Here is a 23,518-nt window from a genome sequence, read left to right as displayed (position 1 = left end):
AAACGATGTCGGGGGACAGGATCACGGGAGCCTTCATCGGGCTCGCCGTGGGAGACGCCGCGGGCTGGCCCGCCACCAGGCACCGATCGGCGCTGCACGCGCCGTGGAGCAGGCGGCTGCACCGCGAGCTGGACGCGTTCGCCGAGGAGCACCGGCTCACCACGCTGCCGGTGCCGTTCGCGCTCAACCAGCCGCCCGCGCCGCTGGCCGTCGGCCCGTCCGACGACGCCGAGTGGCTCGCCTGGACGCTGCTCACCATCGACCGGCCGCGGGCCGAGGCGTTCCGGAGCCTGGCCGGGCGCGAGGACATCAGGGCGCGCGTCTCGGTGGCGACCGCGCTGGACAACCTGGCCCGAGGGCTCGAACCGCCGGCCAGCGGGCACGACAACCCGCACCACTTCGACGACGCCGCCGCCATCAGGGCCGTCGCCTTCGGCGCCCTCGGCAGGGACTCGGACCAGGACGCCCAGGTGACCAACTCGGGCGACGGCGTTCTTGGCGCGCGGGCCGTCGCGGCGGCCGTGGCCGAGGCGGTGGCGACCGGCTCCGCGGCCGGCGCGGTGCGGGCGGCGCTGGCCGTGCTGCCCGAGGACACCGCCATCGGGCACAACGCGCGGCTGGCGCTTGACGTCGCGCGCACCGCGGGCGACCCGTTCGGCGCCGTGCCCGCGCTCGACGCCGCGCTGCTCGACCACGTCTACAGCTACGGCGTGGGCGCCGCGCAGACGGTGCCCGTCGCGCTGGCACTGACCGAGGTGTCACAGGGCTCGCTCGGCCTGGCCGTGCCGGCGGCGGCCTGCCTGGCCGCGCTGGCCGACTCCGCGCCGGCACTCACCGGCGCGCTGACCGGAGCCTGCGGCGGGTACGGTGCGATCCCGGAGGGGTGGATCGCACCGGCCCGCACGCTCGCCGGTTGCTGCCTGCCCGAACTGGCAGGCTTGGATCTCATGGACATGACGGAGGGACTTTCATGACGACGCCGCTTGAAGACAGGGCGATCGGCTGCGTGGCGGGGGCGGCGGTCGGTGACGCGCTGGGCGGCGCCACCGAGGGCTGGACCCCCGAACAGATCGTGGAGCGCTACGACGGCCAGGTGGAAGGCATCGTGCCGCCGTTCAACGAGGACTGGCGCAACGCCCGCCCCATCGCGCCGTACCACAAGGGCGACGGCCACATCACCGACGACACCCTGATGACGCACGCGCTGATCCGCGTCTACGAGAAGGTGGGCGACCACCTCGGCGCGTACGCGATGGCCGAGCACATGGTGCCCGAGCTGATGGGGGAGCGGCAGTGGATCCCCGAGCTGGAGGCCGACGCGCTGCCGCTGCAGCGGATCTTCCTGGCGGAGAAGTGGATCGTCGCCCGCCTGCACTACGGGCACGTCGACCCGCGCGAGGCCGGGGTCGGCAACATCGTCAACTGCGGCGCGGCCATGTACGTGGCGCCCATCGGCATCGTGAACGCCGCCGACCCCGACGCCGCCTACGCCGAGGCCATCGACCTGACCGGCGCGCACCAGTCCAGCTACGGCCGGGAGGCGGCCGGTGTGATGGCCGCGGCCGTGGCGGAGGCCATGCGGCCGGGCGCCACCGCCGACTCCGTGGTGTCGGCCTGCCTCAGGCTCGCCAAGGACGGCACCAGGGCGGCCATCGAGTCGGTGTGCGAGGCCGCCCGCGGCCTGGGCCACTGGGACGGCTCGTTCGCCGCGCTCCGCGCCGCCGTCCGGCCCTACGACACGGTCGCCGACACCTACCGTGACCAGGGGCTCGGCGCTCGCCGCCCGAGCCGGACGCACAGCATCGAGGAGCTGCCGCTGGCGCTGGCCTTCCTGGTGATCGCCAAGGGCGACTTCCGGGAAACGGTGCTGGGCGGGGTGAACTACGGCCGCGACGCCGACTCGATCGCCTCCATGGGCGGCGCCATCGCCGGCGCGCTCGGCGGCCTGGCCGCGGTGCCGGGCGAGTGGGTCGAGCAGGTGGGCACGGCCAGCCGCACCGACCTGGTGGCGCCCGGCCGGGCGATCGCCGAGGTGGCGCGGCGCGTGCACGCCGGTGACGTGACGCGCCGCCGCGCCCACGAAGCCGCGTTCGCCGGCCTCCTGGAGGCCTGATGATCCGCCTCACCTGGGTGCAGCCGGAAGACCTGGTCGGGCACGAGCTCCGCCAGGCCGCCGAGGACGGCAGGGACGGCGGGCGGATCGCCGCCGTCGCCGAGCGGTGGCACGCCGCGGGCGGCCATGACGCCCCGCCCCGCGCCGGGGCTTCCGAGCCGGGCGCGCAGAAGCTGCGGCCGCTGGCCGAGCAGCTCCTCGACGAGCTGGACGCGATCGGCTCGCCGCTCGACGAGCCGACGGACCTGATCGCGATCATCGCCGCCTGCCCCGGCTGGCCGCAGCCGCGCCCCGGCCACGTCGCCTCCCGCGACCGCGTGCTGGGCGGCTGGGTCGGCCGGGCCGCCGGGTGCGTGCTGGGCAAGCCCGTCGAGAAGATCCCGCGCGAGGGCATCAGGCAGCTCGCCGAGGCCACCGGCAACTGGCCCATCCGCGGCTGGTTCACCGCCGAGGGCCTGCCGGGCGAGCTCGCCGAGCGCTGGCCGTGGAACCGCCGCAGCGCCGTCAACTCCCTCGCCGAGAACATCGACGGCATCCCCGAGGACGACGACCTCAACTTCCCGCTGCTCGCCCTGTCCGTGCTGGAGCGGCACGGCCGGGGCTTCACCACCGACGACGTGGCCAGGCTCTGGCTGGACGAGCTGCCCGCCGGGCGCACGTTCACCGCCGAGCGGGTCGCCTACCGCAACCTGCTGGCGGGGGTCGAGCCGCCGGAGACGGCGACGCGCCACAACCCGTTCAGGGAGTGGATCGGCGCGCTGATCAGAGCGGACGTGTACGGGTGGATCAATCCCGGCGATCCTGGCACCGCAGCCGAGTACGCCTGGCGTGACGCCCGGCTCACCCACACGGCGAACGGTGTCTACGGGGCGATGTTCGTCGCCGCCATGTGCGCAGCCTCGATGGTCGCCGACTCCGTGGAAGAGGTGGTCGAGGCCGGCCTGTCCGTGGTGCCGCCACGCTCCCGGCTGCACCTTGCGGTCCGGCGGGCGGTCGAGGACGCGGCTCGCGAACCGGACTTCGAGCGTGTCATCGACCTGCTGCACGAGCGCCATGGCAGCCTGCACTGGGTGCACACGATCAACAACGCGGCTCTGATCGCCGCCACGCTGATCCACGGCCGCGGCGACTTCACCGCTTCCATCGCGGGAGCGGTCGCCGGCGGCTGGGACACCGACTCCGCCGGCGCCACGGCCGGCTCCATCGCCGGGGCACTGAACGGCGGCGTCCCCGCGCAGTGGACCATGCGCGACAGCCTGGCCAGCAGCCTCACCGGCTTCGACGGCATCGCGCTGGAGGAGCTGGCCCGCCGCACGCAGGAGTTGATGCATCCATGATCTCGGTCTTCGGCAGCGCGAACATGGACCTCGTGGCCTACGTCTCCGAGGCTCCCCGACGGGGCGAGACGGTCACCGGGCGCGAGTTCCGCACCGTTCCCGGCGGCAAGGGCGCGAACCAGGCCATCGCCGCCGCCAGAGCCGGGGCGCAGGTGGCGTTCCTGGGCGCGGTGGGCGACGACGCCTTCGGCGCCGAGATCCGCGACACCCTCGCCGCCGCCGGCGTGGACGTCAAGCTGCTGCGCCAGGCGCCCGGCATGAGCGGGATCGCGCACATCGTGGTGGACGACGCGGGCGGCAACTCGATCATCGTGGTCCCCGGCGCGAACGGCACCATCGGCGGCCCGACCGGCGACGAGCGCGCCGTCATCGCCGCCTCGCAGGCCCTGCTGCTGCAGCTCGAACTGCCGATGGAGGCGGTCATCGCCGCCGCCAGGGCGGCCCGCGAGGCCGCCGTGCCCGTCATCCTGACCCCGGCCCCCGCGCAGCCGCTGCCCGGCGCCCTGCTGGACGCGGTCACGCTGCTGCTCCCCAACGAGCACGAGGCCGCCGGCATCACCGGCGCCGCCACCCCGGAGGCGGCGCTCGACGCGCTGTTGGAGCGGGTCGACGAGGCCGTCATCACGCTGGGGTCGCAGGGCGCGCTGTACGGGTCGGGCTCGGGCGAACGGATCCGGGTGCCGGCCGTCAAGGTCAAGGCCGTGGACACGACCGCGGCCGGCGACACCTTCGCCGGAGCCTTCGCGGTGGCCCGTGCCGAAGGGCGGGAGGCGGAGGACGCGCTGCGGTTCGCCTCGGCGGCGGCGGCGCTGTCGGTGCGGTGCGAGGGGGCCAGCACGTCGATGCCCACCCGGGCGGAGATCGACGCGTCGCTGTCGTGACGGATGACCTCGGTGTGAGGCCGCTCTGATGAAAGCCCCTGGTACGGAAGCCTCCCGAACGGGAGGCTTCCGGGTGGAAGCGCCCCGGGACATCGACCTGCCCGCCGCGGTGCCGCTGGATCCGGACGCCGACCTCACCGGCCTGGACCGGGCCAAGATCCTCGCGGCCCCGGACGACCCCGCCGACCGCGGCGCCTGGCGCGCCGCGCTCACCCGCTGGCGCGACGGCGCCCGCGAGCGTCACTCGGCCGTACGGAATCCGTACCCGGACACGCCGTGGACGCGGGGATGCTTCTCCGTGTGCGTCGCGTGGCTGTGGGACGAGCTGCTCTGGAACGGGCGGGAGTTCACTCCCGGCGCCTTCCTGGAGCACGGGCGGCGCGAGTTCGGCGGGTACGACGCGGTGGTGCTGTGGCACGCGTACCCGGTGATCGGCATCGGCGAGCGCAACCAGTTCGACCTCTACCGCGACGTGCCCGGCCTCGACGAGCTGGTCGGCGAGCTCAGGGCCGCGGGCGTACGGGTGATCTTCGACTACAACCCGTGGGACCACGGCACCCGGCCCGAGGACCATCGGGCCGGGCTGTCCGGAGTGGTGCGGAAATTTCGGCCGGACGGGCTGTTCCTGGACACGCTCAAGGCGGGCGAGGCCTGGATCGGCGAGCTGGGTCCCGCGCTGGAGAGCGAGTCCGCGGTGCCGCTGGAGCGGGTGGGCGACCACGCCATGTCGTGGGCGCAGTGGTTCGCCGACTCCGCGTGGCCGGGCGTCATCAAGACGAAGTGGTACGAGCGGCGGCACATGCTGCACCACACCCGCCGCTGGCACCGCGACCACTCCGAGGAGCTGCACTCCGCCTGGATGAACGGCTGCGGCGTGCTCGTCTGGGAGAACGTGTTCGGCTCCTGGGCCGGCTGGAACGCGCGCGATCGGGCCATCCTGCGCGCCATGCTGCCGGTGCAGCGCGCGCACGCCGAGCTGTTCGCCTCGGGCGAGTGGACGCCGCTGGTGGACGAGGCCGGGCCGCAGGTGCCCGCCTCCCGATGGGAGGGCGACGAGGTCACCTTGTGGACCATCGTCAACAGGTCCGCCAGTTCGTACAGCGGGTCGTTGCTGGGCATCCCGGTGGATCGGGACATGCGCTATTTCGACGCTGTCCACGGCACCGAACTGCCCGGCGACCTGCGAGGAACGATCCCGGCCAGGGGAGTGGGCGCCGTCCTCGCCGTACGGAGGGACGTGGCGGACGCCGTGCGGGCCCACCGCGCGGACGTGACGTGGAGTGATGACACCGCCTTTCCGGCACGGCTGCCGCGCCGTGCCCGCCCGCTGCGAGGCGAGCCCGCGACGGTGGACATCACCTACCGCGTCCGGGAGTGCGGGTTCGACGGCGAGGCGCCCTTCGTGGACGCGTGGAAGCCGCTGCCGCCCCGCCTGCACGCCATGAGGACGGAGACCCGGCGGGTACGGCAGGCGGGCGGGTGCGCCGAGCGGGAGGTGACGAACGGGGAGTACGCCCGGTTCGACCCCGGCCATCCGTGGCTGGGCGAGGACACCGGCGCGCCCGTCACGCACGTGACCCTGGAGGAGGCCCGCGCCTACGCCGAGTGGGCGGGGGCCAGACTGCCGACCGAGTACGAGTGGCGGGGACCCGCCGCGCTGTGGAACCTGACGGAGAGCGAGCACTCCGACGGCCGTACCAGGTTCGTGATCCTCAAGGGGCCCGGGCCTGTGGCGGTGGGCTCGGAGTGGTACGTCGCGGCCGACGACACGGTCAAGCTGCTCCGCACCCATCCGGATCTGGAACGCTCACCCCACGTCGGCTTCAGAATCGCCCGCTGAGACCCGGTCCCGCGGGGCGGGGAAGCCCGCACGACCTTTCTGGCAGATGGGGCGTACGTTCCGCATCAGACGGCGCGCGCGGGGCACAGGCAGGGGATGAGCGAGAGACCCGACGAGCCGCCGGAGGCGGCGAACGGCCTGGGCGGGGAGAGCGACGTGGTCGCGGAGCGCTCGGGGGCCAGTACGGAGCGAGCCCGCCGCCCGATCCCCGCCGACCCCCCGGAGGCGAGGGACGACCCCGCCGCGGACGACGAGGCCAGCGACGAGGCCAGCGACGAGGACGAGAGCGCGGAAGAAGACGAGGAGCGGGACGGCGGGGACGCGGGCGAGGAGACGCGCCCCGACGTCGGCCCCACGGGGTGATCGGCGGTCACGACGACAGGTGGTGGGCGCACTCGCTCTGGTAGTGCCGGACCTGGTCACGCAGCTTGGCGGGATCCGACAGGACGGCCCGGGACACCGACGGGACGACCGCCTGCCGTACGGGCGCGAACAGGCGGCCCACGTCGGCGGGAGAGGCGCCCTGCGCGCCCACCCCTGGCGCCAGGATCGGGCCGTTGAGCTGCTGGAGCGGGTAGCCGGGCGAGGTCACGGTGGCGCCCACGACCACGCCGATCGAGCCCAGCGGGACCTGGCCCTCGTTGGCCGCCCGGACGCCCGCGTAGACCTCGCCGGACACCGCGCTCTGCAGGTCGCCGGCCTCGGGGTTGGAGGTGCGGGCGAGCACGAAGACGCCGGCGTCACTGGCGACGGCCGAGGTGATGGCCCCCCGCAGGCTGCCGAAGCCCAGGTAGGGGCTCAGGGTCACCGCGTCCGCGGCCAGCGGGCTGCCCCGGTCGAGGTACGCCTCGGCGTAGGCGGCCATGGTGCTGCCGATGTCGCCTCGCTTGACGTCCAGCAGGACGAGCGTGCCCGCGTCGCGCAGGTCGGCGATCACCCGTTCGAGCACCGCGACGCCGCGGCTGCCCCAGCGTTCGTAGAAGGCCGACTGCGGTTTCGCGATCCCCACCAGGTCGCTCACCGTGTCCACCACCGTGCGGCTGAACCGCTCCAGGGCGGCGGGGGAGTCGTCCAGTCCCCACGCGTGCAGCAGTTGCGGGCTCGGGTCGATCCCCACGCAGAGCGGTCCGTACTTGTCGAGCCTCGCCCGCAACCGCGTCCCGAACGACTCGTTCATCCTGGGCCCCCTCACGACCTAGGCAGACTAGTGCGCGGAAGCCACACGTATGGGGTTTTGACGGCTGATATATGGGGCTCCCACCCCGTCAATGATTCGTTATGTCCGGCATGTCCGCCAGAGTGGAGGGTCCAATCGGTCTTTCGGGGGCGTCGGCGAGGGTAGTCAGCAGGCATGTACGAGATCGCCCGGCGGACGCTGACGTTGTGCACCGAGCCGATGGGGGAGGTGACCGTCACGATCGGGCTGCCGTACGAGGAACCCACGGGAGAGTGGTCGTGCCCGTACCGGGTAGACGGGCTCGCCGGCTGGGAGCACGAGCGGAAGGTGACCGGCGTCGACTCGCTGGCGGCGGTGGAGCTCGCGGTGGCGACCGTGCGTGCCGCGCTCACCGGCTCGCACGAGGCCAAGGAGGGCCTGCTGAGCTGGGACGACGAGCCGGTGGGCAGGCGGCCGCAGATCGTGTACGTGAACTGGGACAAGGACCACGACATCGCCTATATCGCGATGAAGCACGAAATAGTCCCCGGTGACGCGGTACGACAGACGGTGGCGGAGGAGGTCGTGCTCGACTTCGCGTCCTCCGGCGAGCTGCTGGGCATGGAGCTGGTCAACGCCGCGACCCTGCTGCCGTCGGAGATGCGCATCTAGTGCCGTGACCGCATGGGTTCGCCGGATCGCGGCCGGGCTGGGTGGTGCCCGTGCCGGTTGAATCGCGACAGTCTCAGCGGCAGATGGAGGCGCGGTTCCCGAGCCCCCGGCCGGTGCGCTCACAGCGTTAGCCTCATGGTGTGATTACCTGTGTGGTGGAGTACGTGATCGACCCGGCGGAGATCGAGTCATTCGAGCGCTTCGGACGCCGCTGGATGGAACTGGTCAACCGGCACGGTGGCACGCACCACGGGTACTTCCTGCCGGGGGAGGGCGCCAGCGACAAGGCGCTCGCCCTGTTCAGCTTTCCCAGCCTCGCTGCGTACGAGGAGTACCGGACGCTGTTCGGCCGGGATCGCGACTTCATCGAGGCGGATCGCATCAGGGACGAGAGCGGCTGCGTACTGCGCTACGAGCGCACCTTCATGCGTCCGTTGCTGCCCGACACACCCTAGTGGCCGGCGCGGTGTCCACAGGAGCGTCCAGTCCCTGGAAGCTGATCCGAGACTGGATCACTCAGTGGAACGACAACCCACGCCCATTCGTAGGGAAGAAGACCGCAAACGAGATCCTCGAATCCCTCGCCCGGTATCGCCGGCGAATCTCAGACGCAGGACACTAGCGGCTCAGCAGCCAGCGCCAGCGGGGCAGCTCCAGCACCACCGTGACGGCGGCCAGCACGGAGACGACGGCCGCGGCCACCGGATGCCACGCGATCCACGCCGCCACCACGGCCACGGCCAGTTGCAGCAGCACGAGGGAGATCGTCACGAAGCCCGGCACGGGGACGAGCACCTGCTTCTTGTCGCCCGGAGTGGCGAAGACCGTCGGCAGGCCGATCAGCACCACCACCGACAGCACGGCCAGTGGCACCGAATGAGGGACCAGCGCCCACGGCGCGGAGACCCAGGCGACCAGCTCGGTGGCGAACCGGAACGCCGACGAGACCCGGTCGTCCGGGCGGGGGGAGGAAGCCACGGCCGAACCCTACAGTTCCGGCTGATCCGGGTGACCGGCAGGGGAGGGGGCGACCTGCTGTGACCGTGTGCGGGAAGCGGGGGACTCGACGGCCGGGCGGCGAGGCCGGGCGTCGATAATCGGGGCGTGACTCCTCCTCGCATCGTGGCCACGGACCTGGACGGCACCCTCCTGCGCACCGACGGCTCGGTGTCCGAGCGCACCCGGCGGGCGCTCCGCCTGGCCCGCCGGTCCGGCGCCGAGATCGTGTTCGTCACCGCCCGCCCGCCCCGCGCCCTCGAACCGATCGCCAGGCAGACCGGCGAGCTGGGCCTGGCTGTCTGCAGCAACGGCGCCGTCGTGTACGACGTGTCCGCCGACGAGATCGTCACCACCTCCCCGATCGCCCCGGCGGCGGCCGCGAAGGTCCTCGGCGCGCTCGCCGAGGCGCTGCCCGGCGTGGCGTTCGCGGCGGAGACCGGCAGGGGCGTGCTGTTCCAGCCGGGCTACCGCAATCACCTGCCCGTCGACCTGCCCTTCTGGCGTCCGGTGCCCGACGTGTGCGCGGAGGGCGAGCCCATCGTCAAGCTGCTCGTCTGGTCGGACTCGCACCCGCTGGACGACATGTTCACCGCCGCCGTGGCCGCGATCGAGGGGCAGGCCGAGGTGACCCACTCGGGCGTCCAGGGGTTGCTGGAGATCAGCGCCGCGGAGGTGACGAAAGCCGGCACGCTGGCGGCGCTGTGCGAGCGGATGGGCGTGGCGGCGGCGCAGGTGGTGGCGTTCGGGGACATGCCGAACGACTTGGCGATGCTCACCTTCGCCGGGGCGGGTTACGCGATGGCCAACGCGCACCCGATGGTGGTGGAGGCGGTGGAGCGCCGGACGCTGTCCAACGACGAGGACGGGGTGGCCGCCGTCCTGGAGCGGATCTTCGCCTGATCACAGTCACGTAACGTGGCGGTGCCCGGAACTGGGTGTTGGCCTGATAATACGAATTATCCCAGGTCGTCCTGTCGGCGTGGTTCAACAATGACTCGCTAATGCGCATTATCACCAGGACGGGATGACACGTACTGTGACTGTTTCAGGTCGGCGCCTCACGCAGCAGGACATCGCGCGGATGGCCGGAGTGAGCCAGACGACGGTGTCGCTGGTGCTCAACGGGCGGGCGGACGGCGAGGTCAGGATCTCCCTGGAGACCCGCGACCGGGTGCTGCAGGTGATCAGGGAGACCGGTTACGTCGCCGACCCCGTCGCCAGGCGGCTGGCCGACCGGCGCAACCGCATCCTCGGCGTGTTCACCTACGAGGCGGTGTTCCCGGCCGAGAGCGCCGACTTCTACCACCCCTTCCTCGTCGGCATCGAGGAGTGCGCCGAGGAGGCGGGCTGCGACCTGCTGCTGTTCACCAGCGCCAAGGTGGTGGAGGGGGAGCGGCGGCGGATATTCAGCTCGGAGAGCCGGATCCGGCTGGCCGACGGCTGCGTGCTGCTCGGCCGCACGGTCGACCGCGGCGACCTGGCCAGGCTGCTGTCCGAGAACGTCCCGTTCGTGTCGGTGGGCCGCCGCGACGACGCGGGCGGGCCGGTGCCGTACGTCGGCGCCGACTACCCGCGGGCGGTCCGCGCGCTCGTCGAGCGGGCCGCGGCCCTCGGCCACCGGCGCATCGCCTACGTCGGCGCCGGACTGGGCGCCGAGTCGCTCGCCGACCGGCTGCGCGGGTTCACCGAAGGCGTGGCGGCGACCGGCGCCGAAGGGGTGCGCCTGCCTTCGGCCGACGGGCTGTTCGACTCCGGCGCGACCGCGGTCCTGACCGAGGAGCTGGCCGACGGCGTGGCGATCGTGCAGGCCGCCCGCGAACGCGGTCTGGCCGTGCCGGACGAGCTGTCGGTGCTCGTCCTCGGCGCGAACACCACGCCGGTGCACACCGACATCGACTTCACCGGGTTCCACATCCCCCGGCGCGAGATGGGGCGCAGGGCCGTCGAGCTGCTGACGCAGGTACTGGAGAGCGGCGGCGCCCCGCGGGAACTCCTGCCGTGCGAGCTGATCGAGGGATCGACGCTCGCACCCGTACAGAACGAGGAAAGGTAATCCCCCACGTGGTTGAGATATCGGCAGACGCGGTCGTCGTCGGCGGCGGGCTGGGCGGCGTGGCCGCCGCGCTGGCCCTGCTGCGGGCGGGCCGCACGGTGATCCTCACCGAGGAGTACGACTGGCTGGGCGGCCAGCTCACCAGCCAGGCGGTGCCGCCGGACGAGCACACCTGGGTGGAGCGGTTCGGCGTCACCGCGAGCTACCGGGCGCTGCGCGACGGCATCCGCCGCTACTACCGCGACCACTACCCGCTCACCGAGCGGGCGCGCGCCTGGCAGGAGCTGAACCCGGGCGCCGGTCACGTGAGCCGGCTCTGCCACGAGCCCAGGGTCGCGGTCGCGGTGATCGAGGCGATGCTCGCGCCGTACCGGGGCGCGGGGCGGTTGCGGGTGCTGCAGCCGTACCGGCCCGTCGAGGCGCAGGTGGACGGCGACAGGGTGAGCGCGGTGCGGCTCGCGCACCGCGACGGCGGCCAGGACGTCACCGCGTACGCCGCCTACGTGCTGGACGCCACCGAGACCGGCGAGCTGCTGCCGCTGGCCGGAGCCGAGTACGTGACCTGAAAGGCTGACGCCTGCCCGCCCGCCTCGGCGGGCATGCGCGTCATCATGATCTTTCAGGCGTCTCGTCCTGCGCGGCCATGACCTCGTCGGCATGGTCGAAGGCCCACTCGCCCAGCGTCCCGATCGGCTCCAGCAGCGTCCGGCCCAGGTCCGTCAGCTCGTACTCCACCCGCGGTGGCGCCTGCGCGTAGGACTGCCGCGTCACCAGGCCGTTGGCCTCCAGGCGGCGCAGGGTCTCGGTCAGGACCTTGGGGCTGATGCCGCCGATCCGCGTACGCAGATCGCCCGGCCGGCGGGGGCCGTGACGCAGCGACCAGATGACGACCGCGTTCCAGGTGTTGGACATCAGGTCGAAGGCGAGCCGGGCCTGGCAGTCGGCGAGAAACAACGGGGGCCTCCGTTAGGCACCGGATGGTGCGTGACGACATTCCTACAGTCCTCCTCAAGGTACTCAAACGCGGAGGAAGAACATGCGGATCGCAATCCTGGGCGCGGGCAACATGGCCGACGCCCTCGGCACCCAGTGGCTCCGGGCGGGCCACGACGTCATGATCAGCGGCCGGGATCTGGCGAGGAGCACCGCACTGGCCCAGCGGATGACGGCCACCGCCGCGCTCCCCACCGATGCCGCCTCGTCCCGGGCCGGCGTCGTCGCGCCCCGGCCGGGGGTCGCCCTGGCGGGGACGTGGGCGGAGGCGGCCGGTTATGGCGAGGTCGTGATGGTGGCCGTCATGGAAACCGGCCTGCACGACGTGCTGCGAGCAGTTGAGCCGGCGTTGCGGGGAAAGCCGGTGATCGATGTGACGAACGCCGTCAGTCCCGACGCCTATGACGTATCGCGCTCGCTGGCCGAGCTGATCGCCGAGCTCACCGGCGGGCACGTGGTGAAGGCGTTCAACCTGTGCCACGTGGACGTGTGGCGCATGACGCCGCCCGTCTTCGACGGCCGGCCGCTGGCCGTGCCCCTGTGCGGTGACGAGGAGCACGCGCTGGCGACCGCCCGCACGCTGGTCACCGACCTGGGCTGCACACCGGTGTACGGCGGCGGTCTTGGCCGGGCGAAGCTCCTGGAGGCGACGGCTGCCTTCATGATCGGCCTCTGGATCGGAGGCGCGGACGCCCAGGCGGTCCTGCCGCCGCTCGAACGCTCGGGGGCCCATCCCACCGCCTGAGGGCCGCCCTCGGGGAGAACCGGCGGCGCTCCCGCACGTCCATCGCCCCTGTCTTCCGACGCGCGGGGGCTGACGTACGACCGGGGGTGTAGTGCGGGAGACGACCAGCGGTGGATGCCCGCCGGGCGGCGGTGCAAGATCCTGATCTCCTCACCCATCGAAGGAGAGTCCAGTGGTCACCCAGGTCGCCAGGGCAAGCGGATTCCTGACCGCGTTCAAGGCAGCCGCGCTGCTCAACATGGTGGCGGTGCTCGTGCAGGCCGTGACGGCCGGGCAGTTGATGAGCGGTGCGGCGGGAGGGATGCACGGGGCGGGCGCGGGGGCCGTCCACCTGCTCGGGCTGGTGCAGCTCGTCGTCGCCGTGCTGCTGTGGCGGCCGGGGCGCGGCGCGGCGTGGCCCGCCCTGGTCAGCCTGGCGGTGCTGCTGCTCGGCTTCGTCCAGTCCATGCTGGGCGGATCCGGCGCCGTGGCGGCGCACGTACCGCTCGGGATGGCGCTGTTCGGGCTGAGCGTCTGGCTCGTCGTCTGGTCCTGGCGCCGCTGAACCGGCCGGTGGGTCCTGGCGGCGGTGGCGGGCCGGTCAGTCGCCGTGCCTGGCCAGGTGGTCGGCGCGGCGGACGGGCTCGGGGATCCGGTAGCGGGGCGACAGGCGCAGGACCTGGTCGGTGGCCGTCTCCAGGGTGACGCGGTGGCCCTGGGAGACGTACACCGGCTTGGTGCCGGATCGCGTCCGGAGGGCGCGGCCGACCGTGGAGCCGTCGAGGACGATGGGGGACCACGAGCCGCGGGCCGGGGCGGGGGTGTCGCTGGTGCCGACGAACGGCGTCTTGCCGACGCCCAGCGACGGCAGGCCGGTCAGCACGCCCAGGTGGCAGGCCAGGCCGAACCCGCGCGGGTGCGCGAGGCCGTAACCGTCGCAGACCAGCAGGTCGGGGGTGACGGTGAGGCGTTCGAGCGCCTCCACCAGAGCGGGGAGCTCGCGGAAGGCGAACAGGCCTGGCACGTACGGGAACGCGGCCTTGCCGTGCACGAGCACCTGCTCGACCTCGGCGAGGGTGTCGGCGGCGAGCACCACCACGGCGGCGGACAGCGCGTCGTCGCCGTGGTAGTGCACGTCCAGTCCCGCCACCGTGGTGAAGGTGGTGGGGCCGGACAGCTCTACGTGGAGCCGGAGACGTTCCTGGATGGCCTCGGCCTCGGGGACACTCGCCGGCCAGGGGTGAAGCTGGTTCACATGCACCCGGCCTAACCTAACGCGCAGCCGAGGGGACAGCGCCGCCGAGGGGACAGCGCCGAGGGCGGCGCGGGCCGTGGGCTGCCGCGCTGCCGCTTCCACGACCTCGTCCGCGTCTACGTCAGGGAACATGCGTCGTGGTCGGTCGTCAGAGCTCCGGTTCTTGCCTCTCGCGTCTTCATCGCGTTTACAAGGTCGAGTATGGGCCCAGGCGGGGGAAATGCTGGGTAGTGTCGGGATTCATGAGCGATGTCCTGGTGCTGGTCGGCCCCGGGCTGGCCGCAGACGAGGCCCTGCTGGGCGAGCTCGCCGAGCGCGAGTTCGCCGCACTGGGCGTGCGAGGCGTGATCACCCACGTCCGCGACGCGGCGGACGTCCTGTCGCGTACGCAGGCGCGACGCGGCACGAACACCCCGGGCGGGGAGGGAGCCGCGGCGCGGGAGAACGCGCGCGAACCGGCAGGCACTGGCGGTGGCCTGGAGCGGCGCGATGCCGAGGGCCGGGTGACCGTGATCATCCCGGGGCCCGAAAAGGACATCAGGCGGCTGATGGGGGAGCCGCTCGGCCCGGTCGTCTGGCTGGACATCTGGCGTGCCGACGGCATCGAGGTGGGGGAGGACGCGACCCACATCCACGGCCGCGGGCTCGGCGGCCTGACCTGGGCCATCCGGCACGCCGTCCACCGCCTGCGTCACCCGTACCGGCGCATTCCGTACGGCCAGCACCGCGAGCAGTGGGCGGACCTGTACCTCCCGGCAGCCGGCGCGGAGACCGGCGCGGCGGCTGGTACGACGGCGGGTACGGAGACCGGCACGGAGGCTGGCGGCACAGACGGGGCGGTGGGGTCGGATCCGCTGGACAGCGCGGTTTCGGCGGAGCGTGCGGCCACCGCGGCCGCCCCGGCCACCGCGGCCGCCCCGGCCACTGCGGGGGCGAGGCTGCCGGTGGTGGTGCTCGTCCACGGCGGCTACTGGCGGTCCATCTGGGCGGCCGACCTCATGGACGCCCTCTGCGAGGACCTCGTGGCGCGCGGCTTCGCCGTGTGGAATCTGGAGTACCGCCGTCCCGACCTGCACGGATGGGAGGCGGCCACGGCTGATGTGGCCACCGGCCTGGACGCGCTGGCCGCGGTGGACGCACCGCTGGACCTGGCGCGGGTCGCGGTGGCGGGACATTCCGCGGGGGGACAGCTCGCGCTGCGGGCTGCGGCCGACGGGGCCCGCGTCTCGCTGGCGGTGTCGCTGGCAGGGGTGCTGGATCTGGTGGAGGGCGACCGGCGGTGGCTCAGCTCGGGGGCCGTGGCCGCGGCGCTCGGGACGGCCGCGGTGCACATGCCGGACATCGCGGGTGACGTACCCGAGAGTGTGCGGCAGCCGGCGGGTGGCGAGCGCGGGGTGGCGGAGAGTGTGTACGGCGCGGCCAGCCCGATGCTCAGGCTGCCGTTGGGGGTGCGCCAGCTGATCGTGCAGGGGTCGGGGGACGATCTGGACCTCCTCGACTTCGGGCGGAGGTATGCGAAAGCCGCCCACGATGCCGGTGATGATGTGACATATCTGGAAATGGTGGGCGATCACTTCGCGGTGATCGCCCCCGACAGTCCCATCTGGGACGCCACCGCCCAGGCCGTCGCCGACGCCCTGGCGTAGAGGCCCCCGCTGGCCCCCGCGCCGCCGCGCCGGAGGCGATCGGGGCTGGCGGGAAGGCCCGTCCCGGCTGACACTGTGGGCATGCTGTCGTACTCCAGTGCCACCGCGCAGACCCCGCTCCTGGGCGAGACCATCGGCGAGAACTTCGAGCGGACGGTGTCACGCTTCCCCGACCGTGAGGCCCTGGTCGACGTGCCCTCCGGCCGAAGGTGGACGTATGCGGAGCTGGACCGCGCGGTCGACGGTCTGGCCCTGTCCCTGCTGGCCAGGGGCATCGCGAAGGGAGACCGGGTCGGCATCTGGGCGCCCAACCGCGCCGAGTGGGTGATCGTGCAGTACGCAACCGCCAAGATCGGCGCGATCCTGGTCAACGTCAACCCGGCCTACCGCAGCCACGAGCTCGCCTACGTGGTCGAGCAGTCGGGGATGCGGCTGCTGATCAGCGCCCTGTCCCACAAGGGCAGCGACTACCGGGCCATGGTGCGGGAGATCGGCTTCGCGGACACCGTGTACCTGGACGACCCGAGCTGGGAGGCGCTGCTGGCCGAGGCGGCGGAGCCGGGCGCGCTGCGGCGGCGCATGTCCGAGCTCGCCTTCGACGACCCGATCAACATCCAGTACACCTCCGGGACCACCGGCTTCCCCAAGGGCGCGACGCTCTCGCACCACAACATCCTCAACAACGGCTTCTTCGTGGGCGAGCTCCTCCACTACACCGAGGCGGACCGGGTCTGCCTGCCGGTGCCGTTCTACCACTGCTTCGGCATGGTCATGGGCAACCTCGGCGCGACCTCGCACGGCTCCTGCGTGGTGATCCCGTCGCCCGGCTTCGACCCGGAGGCGACACTGCGCGCCGTCGAGCAGGAGAGGTGCACGTCGCTGTACGGGGTGCCGACGATGTTCATCGCCGAGCTGGGCCTGGTCGGCGGCTTCGACCTGGCCACGCTGCGGACGGGCATCATGGCCGGCTCGCCGTGCCCGGTGGAGGTGATGAAGCGGGTCGTCAGCGAGATGAACATGCGCGAGGTCGCCATCTGCTACGGCATGACCGAGACCTCCCCGGTGTCCACCATGACCAGGCCCGACGACGACCTGGCGCGCAGGACCGAGACGGTCGGCCGGGTGATGCCGCACGTCGAGGTGAAGATCGTGCACCCGGAGACGGGACTGACGGTGCCGCGCGGCGAGCCGGGGGAGCTGTGCACGCGCGGCTACTCGGTCATGCTCGGTTACTGGGACCAGCCGGACAGGACCGCCGAGGCCGTCGACGCCGCGCGGTGGATGCGCACCGGCGACCTGGCCACCATGGACGACGACGGCTACGTGAACGTGGTCGGCCGGATCAAGGACATGATCATCAGGGGCGGCGAGAACGTCTACCCGCGCGAGATCGAGGAGTTCCTCTACCGCCACCCCGACATCAGCGATGTGCAGGTGATCGGCGTCCCGGACGAGAAGTACGGCGAGGAGCTGATGGCCTGGCTCATCATGCGCCAGGGGACCGAGCCGCTGACGGCCGAGGCGGTCAGGGAGTTCTGCGCGGGGCGGCTGGCCCACTACAAGATCCCCCGGTACGTGCACGTGGTGGACTCGTTCCCGATCACGGTGACGGGCAAGATCCGCAAGGTGGAGATGCGGTCACAGGCGCTCGACCTGCTCGGGCTGCGGGCCGCCGCCGAGGTCCGGAACGCCTGAGACACCCGGTGAGCCGGGCAAAACGGGCAAGCTCTAGCATGTCCCCGTGATCGTCGGCGAGGTGCTCGGCCTGCTCGGTGTGGGGGTGGCGGCCGGGGTGGTCAGCACCGTGGTGAGCCTCGCCTCCATCGTGTCCTACCCGGCACTGCTGGCCTTCGGCCTGCCACCGCTCACCGCGAACGTCACCAACACCGTCGCGCTGCTCTTCACCGGCCTCGGCGCGGCCTTCGGCTCCCGGCCGGAGCTGGCGGGCCAGGGGCCACGCGTGCTCAGGCTGGGCTGGCTGACCGCTCTGGGCGGGGCGACCGGAGCCTTCCTGCTGCTGGTGACGCCGTCGGAGACGTTCGAGCAGATCGCCCCCTGGCTGATCGGCGCGGCCTCGCTCCTGCTGGTGCGCCCGCCGAGAGGCGAGCTGCACAGCGAGCACGGGCTGCTGATGCGGTGCGCGCTGTTCGCCGTGGCCATCTACGTCGGCTACTTCGGCGCCGCGGGCGGCATCCTGATGTTCGCCGTGCTCTCCGCCATGCTGGAAGGCGGTCCCGCCAAGCTCAACGCGCTGAAGAACGTGCTGTCGGGGCTGGCCAACGCGGTGGCGGCACTCGGATTCGCGCTGTTCGGCCCGGTCGACTGGGGAGCCGCGGCCCCCCTGGCGGCGGGCTTCCTGGTGGGCGGCTGGCTCGGGCCGAAGATCGCCAGGCGGCTGCCGGGCCAGAGCCTGCGCTACCTCGCCGCAGCCTGCGGCCTGGCGGTCGCGATCAAACTCGGGTACGACGCGTACACGACCTGAGCCTGTCGGCCACGCCGGGGCGGCGCTCAGACGAGCTTGGCGAAGCGCAGGGCCACCTCCCGCCAGATCGGCGTCGAGACCGGCTCGTCGGCCACCGCGGTCGCGTACACCTCGTCCGGATCGAACCCGTCCACCCGCCACTCGCGGATGCGCTCCGGCAGCACCTCGGGGTGGAACTGGACCCCCCACGCCTGCTCGCCCACCCGGAACGCCTGGTAGGGGCACCGCTCGGTCTGCGCCAGCCAGACGGCGCCCGGCGGCAGCGCGGTGATGGCGTCGACGTGGTGCTCGATCGCGGGCACCACCTCGGGCAGGTCGCGGAAGAGGGCGTCGTCCGCCGCCTCCGGCCTGATCGTGACCGGGAGGCTGCCGTTCTCCGGCGCGCCCACGTGGCCGGTCACCTCGCCGCCGGCCACCTCCGCGATCATCTGTCCGCCCAGGCAGATGCCGAACAGCGGCACCCCGCCCGCCAGCGCCTGGCCCACCAGCCTCCTGGTCGGCGCCAGCCACGGAGCCCGGTCGTCCTCGCTGGGCAGGTAGCCCCCGCCCAGCATGATCATGGCGTCGTGCTCCAGCCGGTCGGGCACCGGCGCGCCGTCGTAGGCGTGCACCACGTCCAGTCGCAGCCCGGCCTCCTCCAGCCAGCCGCCGAACCGGCCGGGGCCACCGCTCCGGCTGTTCTGCACGATCAGGACGTCACCCATTGCCGGCCTCCACTCGTCGTACTCCCCTGTGCGGGCCGCCCGCACTGTCGAACCGGTGGGTCACGGCAGGTTCGCCGCCCGCGCGGTGTGACGCAGCAGCAGGGCGGTGGTCACCGGCCCGACGCCGCCCGGCACCGGCGTGACCGCCTCGGCCCTGCCCGCCACCGCCTCGAAGTCCACGTCACCGGCCAGACCGCCGTCGTCGGTCGGGTTGGTGCCGACATCGATGACGACCGCGCCGGGCGCCACGTGCTCGGCGCCGATCAGCCCGGCCCGGCCGACGGCCGCCACCAGCACCTCGGCGGTGGAGGTGACCGAGGGCAGGTCACGGGTGCGCGAGTGGCAGACGGTCACCGTGGCGTTCCGGTCGAGCAGCAGGTGGGCCAGCGGCTTGCCGACCACCGTCGAGCGGCCCACCACCACGGCACGCCTGCCCTCAAGCTCCACCCCGTAGTGGTCGAGCAGGGCCATCACCGCCGCCGCCGTGGCGGGCACGAACGCGGGCAGCCCCGCCGCCAGGCGGCCCAGGGAGAGCGGGTTGGCGCCGTCGACGTCCTTGCGCGGGTCGATGGCGGCGGCCAACTCCTGCGCCGAGGCCCCGGCGGGCAGCGGGGTCTGCAGCATCACGCCGTGCACGCCGGCGTCGGCGCTGAGCCGGGCCAGCGTCTCGCGGATCTGCTCCGGCCGCGCGCCCGGTCCGAGGTCGACGAGGTCGGCGGCGATGCCCACGCCCGCCGCCGCCTTCGCGATCGAGCGCACGTACCACAGGCTCGCCTCGTCGTCGGTGGCCACCACCACGGCCAGTCTCGGCTGCGGCCCACCGGCGACCTCCGCGGTGGTCTGCGTCTTGATGGCGGCGGCCAGCTCCCTGCCTGTCAGCTTCCTCATGAGCCCAGCCCCGCGCGCACCTCGGCGGTCACCCGCTCGGCCCTGGCCATCGTCTCGTCCACGTCCGCGAGCCGGGCGCGCAGCTTGTCGCGGGTCCCCTCGTCCCTGATCCCGCCGAGGTTGACCTCGACGTTCACTCTCGCCGTGGCGGCGGCGGCCCGCGCCGCCTCTGCCGCCGCGGCCACGTCGGTGAGCAGGTTGCGGTTGCCGATCGGCAGCAGCCGCTCGCAGAGCTCGACCAGCCGGGCGGCGGTCTCCGCCACCTGGGCGGGCGGTTCGGCCGCGGCCACGAGCGCCGCGGCGATGGCGGCCGTGCGCTCCTCGCCCTTCGGCAGCCGGTAGGCGGCGGTGACCGCGGTGAACGCCGCCGCGTCCTCCTCCGCCAGATCGAGCGAGCGCGCCGCCGCCGTGTCGGTCTCGGCGATCACGCCGGCGACCGCCTCCGCGTGCTCGGCGTGCTTCTCGCCGGTGGAGTAGCGGGCCACCATGCCGAGCAGCGCGGCGGCCTGTGCCGCGTGCAACGCGGCGGTGGCGCCGCCGCCCGGCGCGGGAACCCGGTCGGCCAGCGTGGACAGGAAGTCGACGATCGTTGTGTCACGCATGGCGGCATTCTGCCAGCCCGCGCACCGCTCACTCGCGGTGCATGGGCCTTGTGGTGTCCTCGTGCCGCCCGTCGGACGGCGGGCGCGGGTCGGACGGCTGCCACACGTCGGGCCGCTGGCGCGGGTCGGATGACGGTCGCGACTCCGAAGGCTGCCACACGTCGGTCGACGGCCGCGCGTCGGACACGTACGGTCCTGGCGAGTACGGCCCCCGCGGGTAGGGGTCGGAGCCGCCCTGCTGGCCGGAGGGATGGTAGGGCCCGGGCGCGGGCGCGCCGAGGGCCGGCCGGGCCCGCCAGCGGGACGGGAACAGCGACGCCACGATCAGCATGACGCCGATGGCCAGCAGGATCCCCTGATAGGCCAGGCCACGGAAGCCGACGTCGAGCAGGCCCGGCAGGATGTTCTGCGGCAGGATCCTCAGGCCGCTCAGCACCTCAAGCAGCGGCAGGCTGCCCAGCAGGGCGAACATCAGCCCGCCGAGAAGCGAGGCCACCGGCGACAGCCGCGAGCCCGCCAGGAAGGCCAGCGCGACGCCCGAGGCGACGAGCAGGCCGGCGCCTGTCCACGAGAAGGCGGAGGCCCGCTGCACGGTGACGGTGAGTTCGGCCACGCCGTAGATCAACCCTGCGGCGATCAGCGGTGGCAGGAGTAGTCCGGCGACGATTCCGAGTACATGGCGTACTCCGTTTGTCATGATCAACCCCGTTGTCCGGTAGTTGCCCCAAACTACCTCGTTGATTCCCGCACCACGAGATCCGGCTGGAACATGATCTGCTGGTGCGCGTGCGTGTCCGGGTTGTCGCACTCGTCCAGCAGCAACTCGGTGGCCACCCGGCCGAGCTGGTAGGTCGGCTGCCTGATCGAGGTCAGCGACACGGTCGAGGCCGAGGCGAAGTCGATGTCGTCGTAGCCGATCAGCGAGACGTCCTCGGGCACCCGGACCCCCGCCTGCAGCAGGCCGCGCAGCATGCCCACCGCGAGCAGGTCGTTGGCGCAGAACAGGGCGTCCGGCAGGAGGTCCTGCGCGAGCAGCTTCTCGGCGGCCTGCTGGCCGGCCGCGGCGGTCATCGCGGGCATGGACACCTCCCGCAGCTCCAGCGGGTCGCGGCCGCCGGCGGCCAGCGCACGCTCGGCCCCCCGCCGCCGGTCCTGGCACTGCCGGATCGCGGCCGGCCCGGTGACGTAGGCGATGCGCTCGAACCCGCCCGCCAGCAGGTGCTGGACGGCCATCGCGCCACCGGTCACGTCGTTGACCGCCACCGCGCACTGGTCGGGCCGCTCGGCCGGGTGGTCGACCAGCACCACCGCGATGCCACGGTCGCGCAGCATGTCGAGCCGGACCGGGTCCTCGTCCGAGGGCGTGATCAGCACCCCGCGCACCCGCTGCTCGGCGAAGACCAGCAGGTTGCGCTCCTCCTTGACCCGGCTGCCCGAGGAGTTGCCCAGGATGACCGCGTAGCCCCGCTCGCTCGCCAGGTCCTCCACCCCGGCGGCGACGTCGGTGAAGAACGGGTTGCCGATGTCGATCACCGACAGGCCCACCGTGCGGCTGTGCCCGGCGCGCAGCGTGGAGGCCGACCCGTGCCTGACGAACCCGAGCTCCCTGATCGCGCTCTCCACCCGGTCGCGGGTGCTGCCCGCCACCTTCTCGGGCCGGTTGAGCACGTTGGACACCGTGCCGGGCGACACCCCGGCCCTGGCCGCGACGTCCTTGATGCTCACCGTGCTCATCAGTGCCCCCGTGGCTCGTAGGTGCGCACGCCCGTGCTGCGCCGTACCAGATCCCGCATCTCGGCCAGGTCGCCCACCAGGCCGCGCGCCCTGGCCTGCACCAGCGCGTTGCCCAGCGCGGCCGCCTCGACGGGGCCGGCGACCACCGGCAGGCCGGTGGCGTCGGCAGTGAGCCGGCACAGCAGCGTGTTGAGCGAGCCGCCGCCCACCAGGTGCACGACCTCGACCGGGCGGCCGCTCAGCCGCACGGCGTCGGCGACGGCCCGCTGGTAGGCGAGTGCGAGGCTCTGCAGGATGCATCGTACGACCTGCGCGCGACCGTCCGGAGCCCGCTGCCCGGTGCGGGCGCAGTAGGCGGCGATGCGGGCGGGCATGTCGCCGGGCGGCAGGAACGACGGGTCGTCGGGGTCGATGACCGCGTCGGTTCCCGCGGTCTCGGCCTCGGCCAGCAGCGGCTCCAGGGCCGGCCCGCCCCATGCGCGCAGGCACTCCTGCAGGATCCACAGGCCCATGACGTTGCGCAGGTAGCGGGTGGTGCCGTCGATGCCCGCCTCGTTGGTGAAGTTGGCCAGGCGGCTCTCCTCGGTGAGCACCGGCGCGGGCAGTTCGACGCCCACCAGCGACCAGGTGCCGCAGGAGATGTAGGCGAAGCGGCCTGTCTCGGCGGGCACGGCGACCACGGCGGAGGCGGTGTCGTGGGAGGCGACCCGGGTGACGGCGGTGGTGTAGCCGATCTCCTCCGCCACGTCCGCCCGCAACGGAGTGGTTTCCTCCACAATTTCCGGAAAAATCCGGCGGGGCAGGCCGAGCTTGTCGACGAGCTCCCAGGCCCACTCCCGCCGCGTCACGTCGTACAGGCCGGTCGTGGAGGCGTTCGTCCGCTCGGCCCCGATCGCGCCGGTCAGCCAGTAGCCGAGCAGGTCCGGGATCAGCAGCATCGTCTCGGCCCGCTCCAGCCGCTCGGTGAGCAACTGGTTGACGGTGTTGAACTGCAGGAACTGCAGCCCGGTGACCGCGTAGGGGTCCACCCGCTCGGTGAAGCGGTTCGTGCGCGCGTCGCGGTAGTGCACGGGGTTGCCGATCAGCCTGCCCCCGCCGTCGAGCAGCCCGTAGTCGACCGCCCAGGAGTCGATGCCGACCGACTCGGCCGGTCCCGCCTTGCGCAGCCCGTCGAGCACTCCTTGGTGGAGGCCGAGGATGTCCCAGTGCAGCGTGCCCGCCGCGCGCACCGGCCGGTTGGGGAAGCGGTGCACCTCCGCGAGCTCGATCCGCCCGGCCGACACGCCGGCACTCATCACTCGACCGCTGGAGGCACCCAGATCAACTGCCGTGAATCGCACGTCATCGATTAAAACGTAACAATCACATCTGCGCCAGAGAGGTCGTCCAGGCATTGACGGCTGCGGGCAGAGCACCTAGATTCCGGAAACATCCCCTTA

The 23,518-nt window shown here is 72.8% G+C and carries 26 protein-coding genes; 16 read left to right on the top strand and 10 right to left on the bottom strand.

The features are described 5' to 3' along the window. Positions 1-5: 5 nt before the first annotated feature. The 6 genes from V5E28_RS37755 (at position 6) to V5E28_RS37730 (ending at position 6,534) form a co-directional block, all read left to right on the top strand. A complete protein-coding gene (locus tag V5E28_RS37755) occupies positions 6-974 on the top strand; it encodes an ADP-ribosylglycohydrolase family protein (protein WP_336214261.1) in 969 nt (322 codons plus the stop codon). Beyond that, the gene (locus tag V5E28_RS37750) at positions 971-2,113 is read left to right on the top strand and encodes an ADP-ribosylglycohydrolase family protein (RefSeq protein WP_336214259.1); all 1,143 of its coding nucleotides are present in this window, start codon (positions 971-973) and stop codon (positions 2,111-2,113) included. The genes V5E28_RS37755 and V5E28_RS37750 overlap by 4 nt, the downstream gene beginning before the upstream one ends. Then, positions 2,113-3,450, top strand: coding sequence for an ADP-ribosylglycohydrolase family protein (locus V5E28_RS37745; protein ID WP_336214257.1), 1,338 nt, complete (start codon positions 2,113-2,115; stop codon positions 3,448-3,450). The genes V5E28_RS37750 and V5E28_RS37745 overlap by 1 nt, the downstream gene beginning before the upstream one ends. After that, positions 3,447-4,331 (top strand): ribokinase, encoded by an 885-nt coding sequence (gene rbsK / locus V5E28_RS37740; protein WP_336214256.1) that lies wholly within the window; start codon positions 3,447-3,449, stop codon positions 4,329-4,331. Before V5E28_RS37745 ends, rbsK begins: the two co-directional genes overlap by 4 nt. Positions 4,332-4,404: 73 nt before the next feature. Continuing rightward, positions 4,405-6,171, top strand: coding sequence for an SUMF1/EgtB/PvdO family nonheme iron enzyme (locus V5E28_RS37735; RefSeq protein WP_336214255.1), 1,767 nt, complete (start codon positions 4,405-4,407; stop codon positions 6,169-6,171). 96 nt (positions 6,172-6,267) lie between these two features. After that, positions 6,268-6,534 (top strand): hypothetical protein, encoded by a 267-nt coding sequence (locus V5E28_RS37730; RefSeq protein WP_336214254.1) that lies wholly within the window; start codon positions 6,268-6,270, stop codon positions 6,532-6,534. Positions 6,535-6,541: 7 nt separating this feature from the next. Here V5E28_RS37730 and pyrF read toward each other — a convergent pair whose 3' ends face one another. Then, positions 6,542-7,348 (bottom strand): orotidine-5'-phosphate decarboxylase, encoded by an 807-nt coding sequence (gene pyrF / locus V5E28_RS37725; RefSeq protein ID WP_336214253.1) that lies wholly within the window; start codon positions 7,346-7,348, stop codon positions 6,542-6,544. Positions 7,349-7,522: 174 nt separating this feature from the next. Between pyrF and V5E28_RS37720 the strand changes: the two genes are divergently transcribed. Both V5E28_RS37720 and V5E28_RS37715 read left to right on the top strand, forming a co-directional pair. Further along, positions 7,523-7,999: a DUF2283 domain-containing protein gene (locus tag V5E28_RS37720; RefSeq protein WP_336214251.1), complete on the top strand. Its 477-nt coding sequence runs from the start codon at positions 7,523-7,525 to the stop codon at positions 7,997-7,999. 140 nt (positions 8,000-8,139) lie between these two features. Further along, positions 8,140-8,454 (top strand): NIPSNAP family protein, encoded by a 315-nt coding sequence (locus V5E28_RS37715; RefSeq protein WP_336214249.1) that lies wholly within the window; start codon positions 8,140-8,142, stop codon positions 8,452-8,454. A 163-nt stretch (positions 8,455-8,617) separates the two neighbouring features. On the opposite strand, the gene V5E28_RS37705 is transcribed toward V5E28_RS37715, so the two are convergent. Next, positions 8,618-8,977, bottom strand: coding sequence for a hypothetical protein (locus tag V5E28_RS37705; RefSeq protein ID WP_336214247.1), 360 nt, complete (start codon positions 8,975-8,977; stop codon positions 8,618-8,620). A 126-nt stretch (positions 8,978-9,103) separates the two neighbouring features. Here V5E28_RS37705 and V5E28_RS37700 point away from each other — a divergent pair, with 126 nt between their 5' ends. The 3 genes from V5E28_RS37700 to V5E28_RS37690 all read left to right on the top strand — a co-directional run bounded on the left by V5E28_RS37700 (position 9,104) and on the right by V5E28_RS37690 (position 11,617). Continuing rightward, positions 9,104-9,898, top strand: a complete 795-nt coding sequence (locus V5E28_RS37700; protein ID WP_336214246.1) for an HAD family hydrolase — start codon at positions 9,104-9,106, stop codon at positions 9,896-9,898. A gap of 136 nt (positions 9,899-10,034) precedes the next feature. Further along, positions 10,035-11,051, top strand: coding sequence for a LacI family DNA-binding transcriptional regulator (locus V5E28_RS37695; RefSeq protein WP_336214245.1), 1,017 nt, complete (start codon positions 10,035-10,037; stop codon positions 11,049-11,051). An 8-nt stretch (positions 11,052-11,059) separates the two neighbouring features. Continuing rightward, on the top strand, positions 11,060-11,617 hold the full coding sequence (locus tag V5E28_RS37690; protein WP_336214243.1) for an FAD-dependent oxidoreductase: 558 nt from the start codon (positions 11,060-11,062) through the stop codon (positions 11,615-11,617). Between the two features lie 43 nt (positions 11,618-11,660). Here V5E28_RS37690 and V5E28_RS37685 read toward each other — a convergent pair whose 3' ends face one another. Further along, positions 11,661-12,005 carry a winged helix-turn-helix transcriptional regulator gene (locus V5E28_RS37685; protein ID WP_336214241.1) on the bottom strand — a complete coding sequence of 115 codons (345 nt, stop codon included), beginning with the start codon at positions 12,003-12,005 and terminating at the stop codon, positions 11,661-11,663. An 82-nt stretch (positions 12,006-12,087) separates the two neighbouring features. Between V5E28_RS37685 and V5E28_RS37680 the strand changes: the two genes are divergently transcribed. Next, complete coding sequence (locus tag V5E28_RS37680) at positions 12,088-12,789, top strand: NADPH-dependent F420 reductase (protein WP_336214239.1); 702 nt, start codon at positions 12,088-12,090, stop codon at positions 12,787-12,789. 172 nt (positions 12,790-12,961) lie between these two features. Beyond that, positions 12,962-13,333 (top strand): hypothetical protein, encoded by a 372-nt coding sequence (locus V5E28_RS37675; protein ID WP_336214237.1) that lies wholly within the window; start codon positions 12,962-12,964, stop codon positions 13,331-13,333. Positions 13,334-13,369: 36 nt separating this feature from the next. Here V5E28_RS37675 and V5E28_RS37670 read toward each other — a convergent pair whose 3' ends face one another. Then, on the bottom strand, positions 13,370-14,029 hold the full coding sequence (locus tag V5E28_RS37670; RefSeq protein ID WP_336214236.1) for an endonuclease V: 660 nt from the start codon (positions 14,027-14,029) through the stop codon (positions 13,370-13,372). Between the two features lie 236 nt (positions 14,030-14,265). Here V5E28_RS37670 and V5E28_RS37665 point away from each other — a divergent pair, with 236 nt between their 5' ends. The 3 genes from V5E28_RS37665 to V5E28_RS37655 all read left to right on the top strand — a co-directional run bounded on the left by V5E28_RS37665 (position 14,266) and on the right by V5E28_RS37655 (position 18,151). Continuing rightward, positions 14,266-15,669 (top strand): alpha/beta hydrolase, encoded by a 1,404-nt coding sequence (locus V5E28_RS37665; RefSeq protein WP_336214235.1) that lies wholly within the window; start codon positions 14,266-14,268, stop codon positions 15,667-15,669. Positions 15,670-15,750: 81 nt separating this feature from the next. Continuing rightward, entirely contained in the window at positions 15,751-17,364 is a 1,614-nt protein-coding gene (locus tag V5E28_RS37660; RefSeq protein ID WP_336214234.1) for an AMP-binding protein, read from the top strand. Between the two features lie 46 nt (positions 17,365-17,410). Next, positions 17,411-18,151, top strand: a complete 741-nt coding sequence (locus V5E28_RS37655; protein ID WP_336214232.1) for a sulfite exporter TauE/SafE family protein — start codon at positions 17,411-17,413, stop codon at positions 18,149-18,151. A gap of 26 nt (positions 18,152-18,177) precedes the next feature. Here V5E28_RS37655 and V5E28_RS37650 read toward each other — a convergent pair whose 3' ends face one another. The 6 genes from V5E28_RS37650 to V5E28_RS37625 are packed head-to-tail and all read right to left on the bottom strand — an operon-like array spanning position 18,178 to position 23,374. Further along, the gene (locus V5E28_RS37650; RefSeq protein ID WP_336214229.1) at positions 18,178-18,855 is read right to left on the bottom strand and encodes a type 1 glutamine amidotransferase; all 678 of its coding nucleotides are present in this window, start codon (positions 18,853-18,855) and stop codon (positions 18,178-18,180) included. 60 nt (positions 18,856-18,915) lie between these two features. Continuing rightward, complete coding sequence (locus V5E28_RS37645; RefSeq protein ID WP_336214227.1) at positions 18,916-19,743, bottom strand: bifunctional 5,10-methylenetetrahydrofolate dehydrogenase/5,10-methenyltetrahydrofolate cyclohydrolase; 828 nt, start codon at positions 19,741-19,743, stop codon at positions 18,916-18,918. Continuing rightward, positions 19,740-20,345, bottom strand: coding sequence for a cyclodeaminase/cyclohydrolase family protein (locus tag V5E28_RS37640; RefSeq protein WP_336214225.1), 606 nt, complete (start codon positions 20,343-20,345; stop codon positions 19,740-19,742). Before V5E28_RS37640 ends, V5E28_RS37645 begins: the two co-directional genes overlap by 4 nt. A gap of 28 nt (positions 20,346-20,373) precedes the next feature. Next, positions 20,374-21,042 carry a hypothetical protein gene (locus tag V5E28_RS37635; protein WP_336214223.1) on the bottom strand — a complete coding sequence of 223 codons (669 nt, stop codon included), beginning with the start codon at positions 21,040-21,042 and terminating at the stop codon, positions 20,374-20,376. A 32-nt stretch (positions 21,043-21,074) separates the two neighbouring features. Further along, positions 21,075-22,079, bottom strand: a complete 1,005-nt coding sequence (locus tag V5E28_RS37630) for a LacI family DNA-binding transcriptional regulator (RefSeq protein WP_336214221.1) — start codon at positions 22,077-22,079, stop codon at positions 21,075-21,077. Continuing rightward, on the bottom strand, positions 22,079-23,374 hold the full coding sequence (locus V5E28_RS37625; RefSeq protein WP_336214219.1) for a rhamnulokinase: 1,296 nt from the start codon (positions 23,372-23,374) through the stop codon (positions 22,079-22,081). The genes V5E28_RS37630 and V5E28_RS37625 overlap by 1 nt, the downstream gene beginning before the upstream one ends. Between the last annotated feature and the right edge of the window lie 144 nt (positions 23,375-23,518).

Source organism: Nonomuraea sp. LPB2021202275-12-8, assembly GCF_037044575.1.
Classification (GTDB): domain Bacteria; phylum Actinomycetota; class Actinomycetes; order Streptosporangiales; family Streptosporangiaceae; genus Nonomuraea.
Note: the sequence above shows the minus strand (reverse complement) of the source record. Positions and strands in the feature narration are given on the sequence as shown.

What these genes read in the sequence shown, in the direction of transcription:
- V5E28_RS37755 (WP_336214261.1), top strand. Translation starts at nt 6, where the DNA reads ATGTCGGGGGACAGGATCACGGGAGCCTTCATCGGGCTCGCCGTGGGA.
- V5E28_RS37750 (WP_336214259.1), top strand. Translation starts at nt 971, where the DNA reads ATGACGACGCCGCTTGAAGACAGGGCGATCGGCTGCGTGGCGGGGGCG.
- V5E28_RS37745 (WP_336214257.1), top strand. Translation starts at nt 2,113, where the DNA reads ATGATCCGCCTCACCTGGGTGCAGCCGGAAGACCTGGTCGGGCACGAG.
- rbsK (WP_336214256.1), top strand. Translation starts at nt 3,447, where the DNA reads ATGATCTCGGTCTTCGGCAGCGCGAACATGGACCTCGTGGCCTACGTC.
- V5E28_RS37730 (WP_336214254.1), top strand. Translation starts at nt 6,268, where the DNA reads ATGAGCGAGAGACCCGACGAGCCGCCGGAGGCGGCGAACGGCCTGGGC.
- pyrF (WP_336214253.1), bottom strand. Translation starts at nt 7,348, where the DNA reads ATGAACGAGTCGTTCGGGACGCGGTTGCGGGCGAGGCTCGACAAGTAC.
- V5E28_RS37720 (WP_336214251.1), top strand. Translation starts at nt 7,523, where the DNA reads ATGTACGAGATCGCCCGGCGGACGCTGACGTTGTGCACCGAGCCGATG.
- V5E28_RS37680 (WP_336214239.1), top strand. Translation starts at nt 12,088, where the DNA reads ATGCGGATCGCAATCCTGGGCGCGGGCAACATGGCCGACGCCCTCGGC.
- V5E28_RS37665 (WP_336214235.1), top strand. Translation starts at nt 14,266, where the DNA reads ATGAGCGATGTCCTGGTGCTGGTCGGCCCCGGGCTGGCCGCAGACGAG.
- V5E28_RS37660 (WP_336214234.1), top strand. Translation starts at nt 15,751, where the DNA reads ATGCTGTCGTACTCCAGTGCCACCGCGCAGACCCCGCTCCTGGGCGAG.
- V5E28_RS37650 (WP_336214229.1), bottom strand. Translation starts at nt 18,855, where the DNA reads ATGGGTGACGTCCTGATCGTGCAGAACAGCCGGAGCGGTGGCCCCGGC.
- V5E28_RS37645 (WP_336214227.1), bottom strand. Translation starts at nt 19,743, where the DNA reads ATGAGGAAGCTGACAGGCAGGGAGCTGGCCGCCGCCATCAAGACGCAG.
- V5E28_RS37640 (WP_336214225.1), bottom strand. Translation starts at nt 20,345, where the DNA reads ATGCGTGACACAACGATCGTCGACTTCCTGTCCACGCTGGCCGACCGG.
- V5E28_RS37635 (WP_336214223.1), bottom strand. Translation starts at nt 21,042, where the DNA reads ATGACAAACGGAGTACGCCATGTACTCGGAATCGTCGCCGGACTACTC.
- V5E28_RS37630 (WP_336214221.1), bottom strand. Translation starts at nt 22,079, where the DNA reads ATGAGCACGGTGAGCATCAAGGACGTCGCGGCCAGGGCCGGGGTGTCG.
- V5E28_RS37625 (WP_336214219.1), bottom strand. Translation starts at nt 23,374, where the DNA reads ATGAGTGCCGGCGTGTCGGCCGGGCGGATCGAGCTCGCGGAGGTGCAC.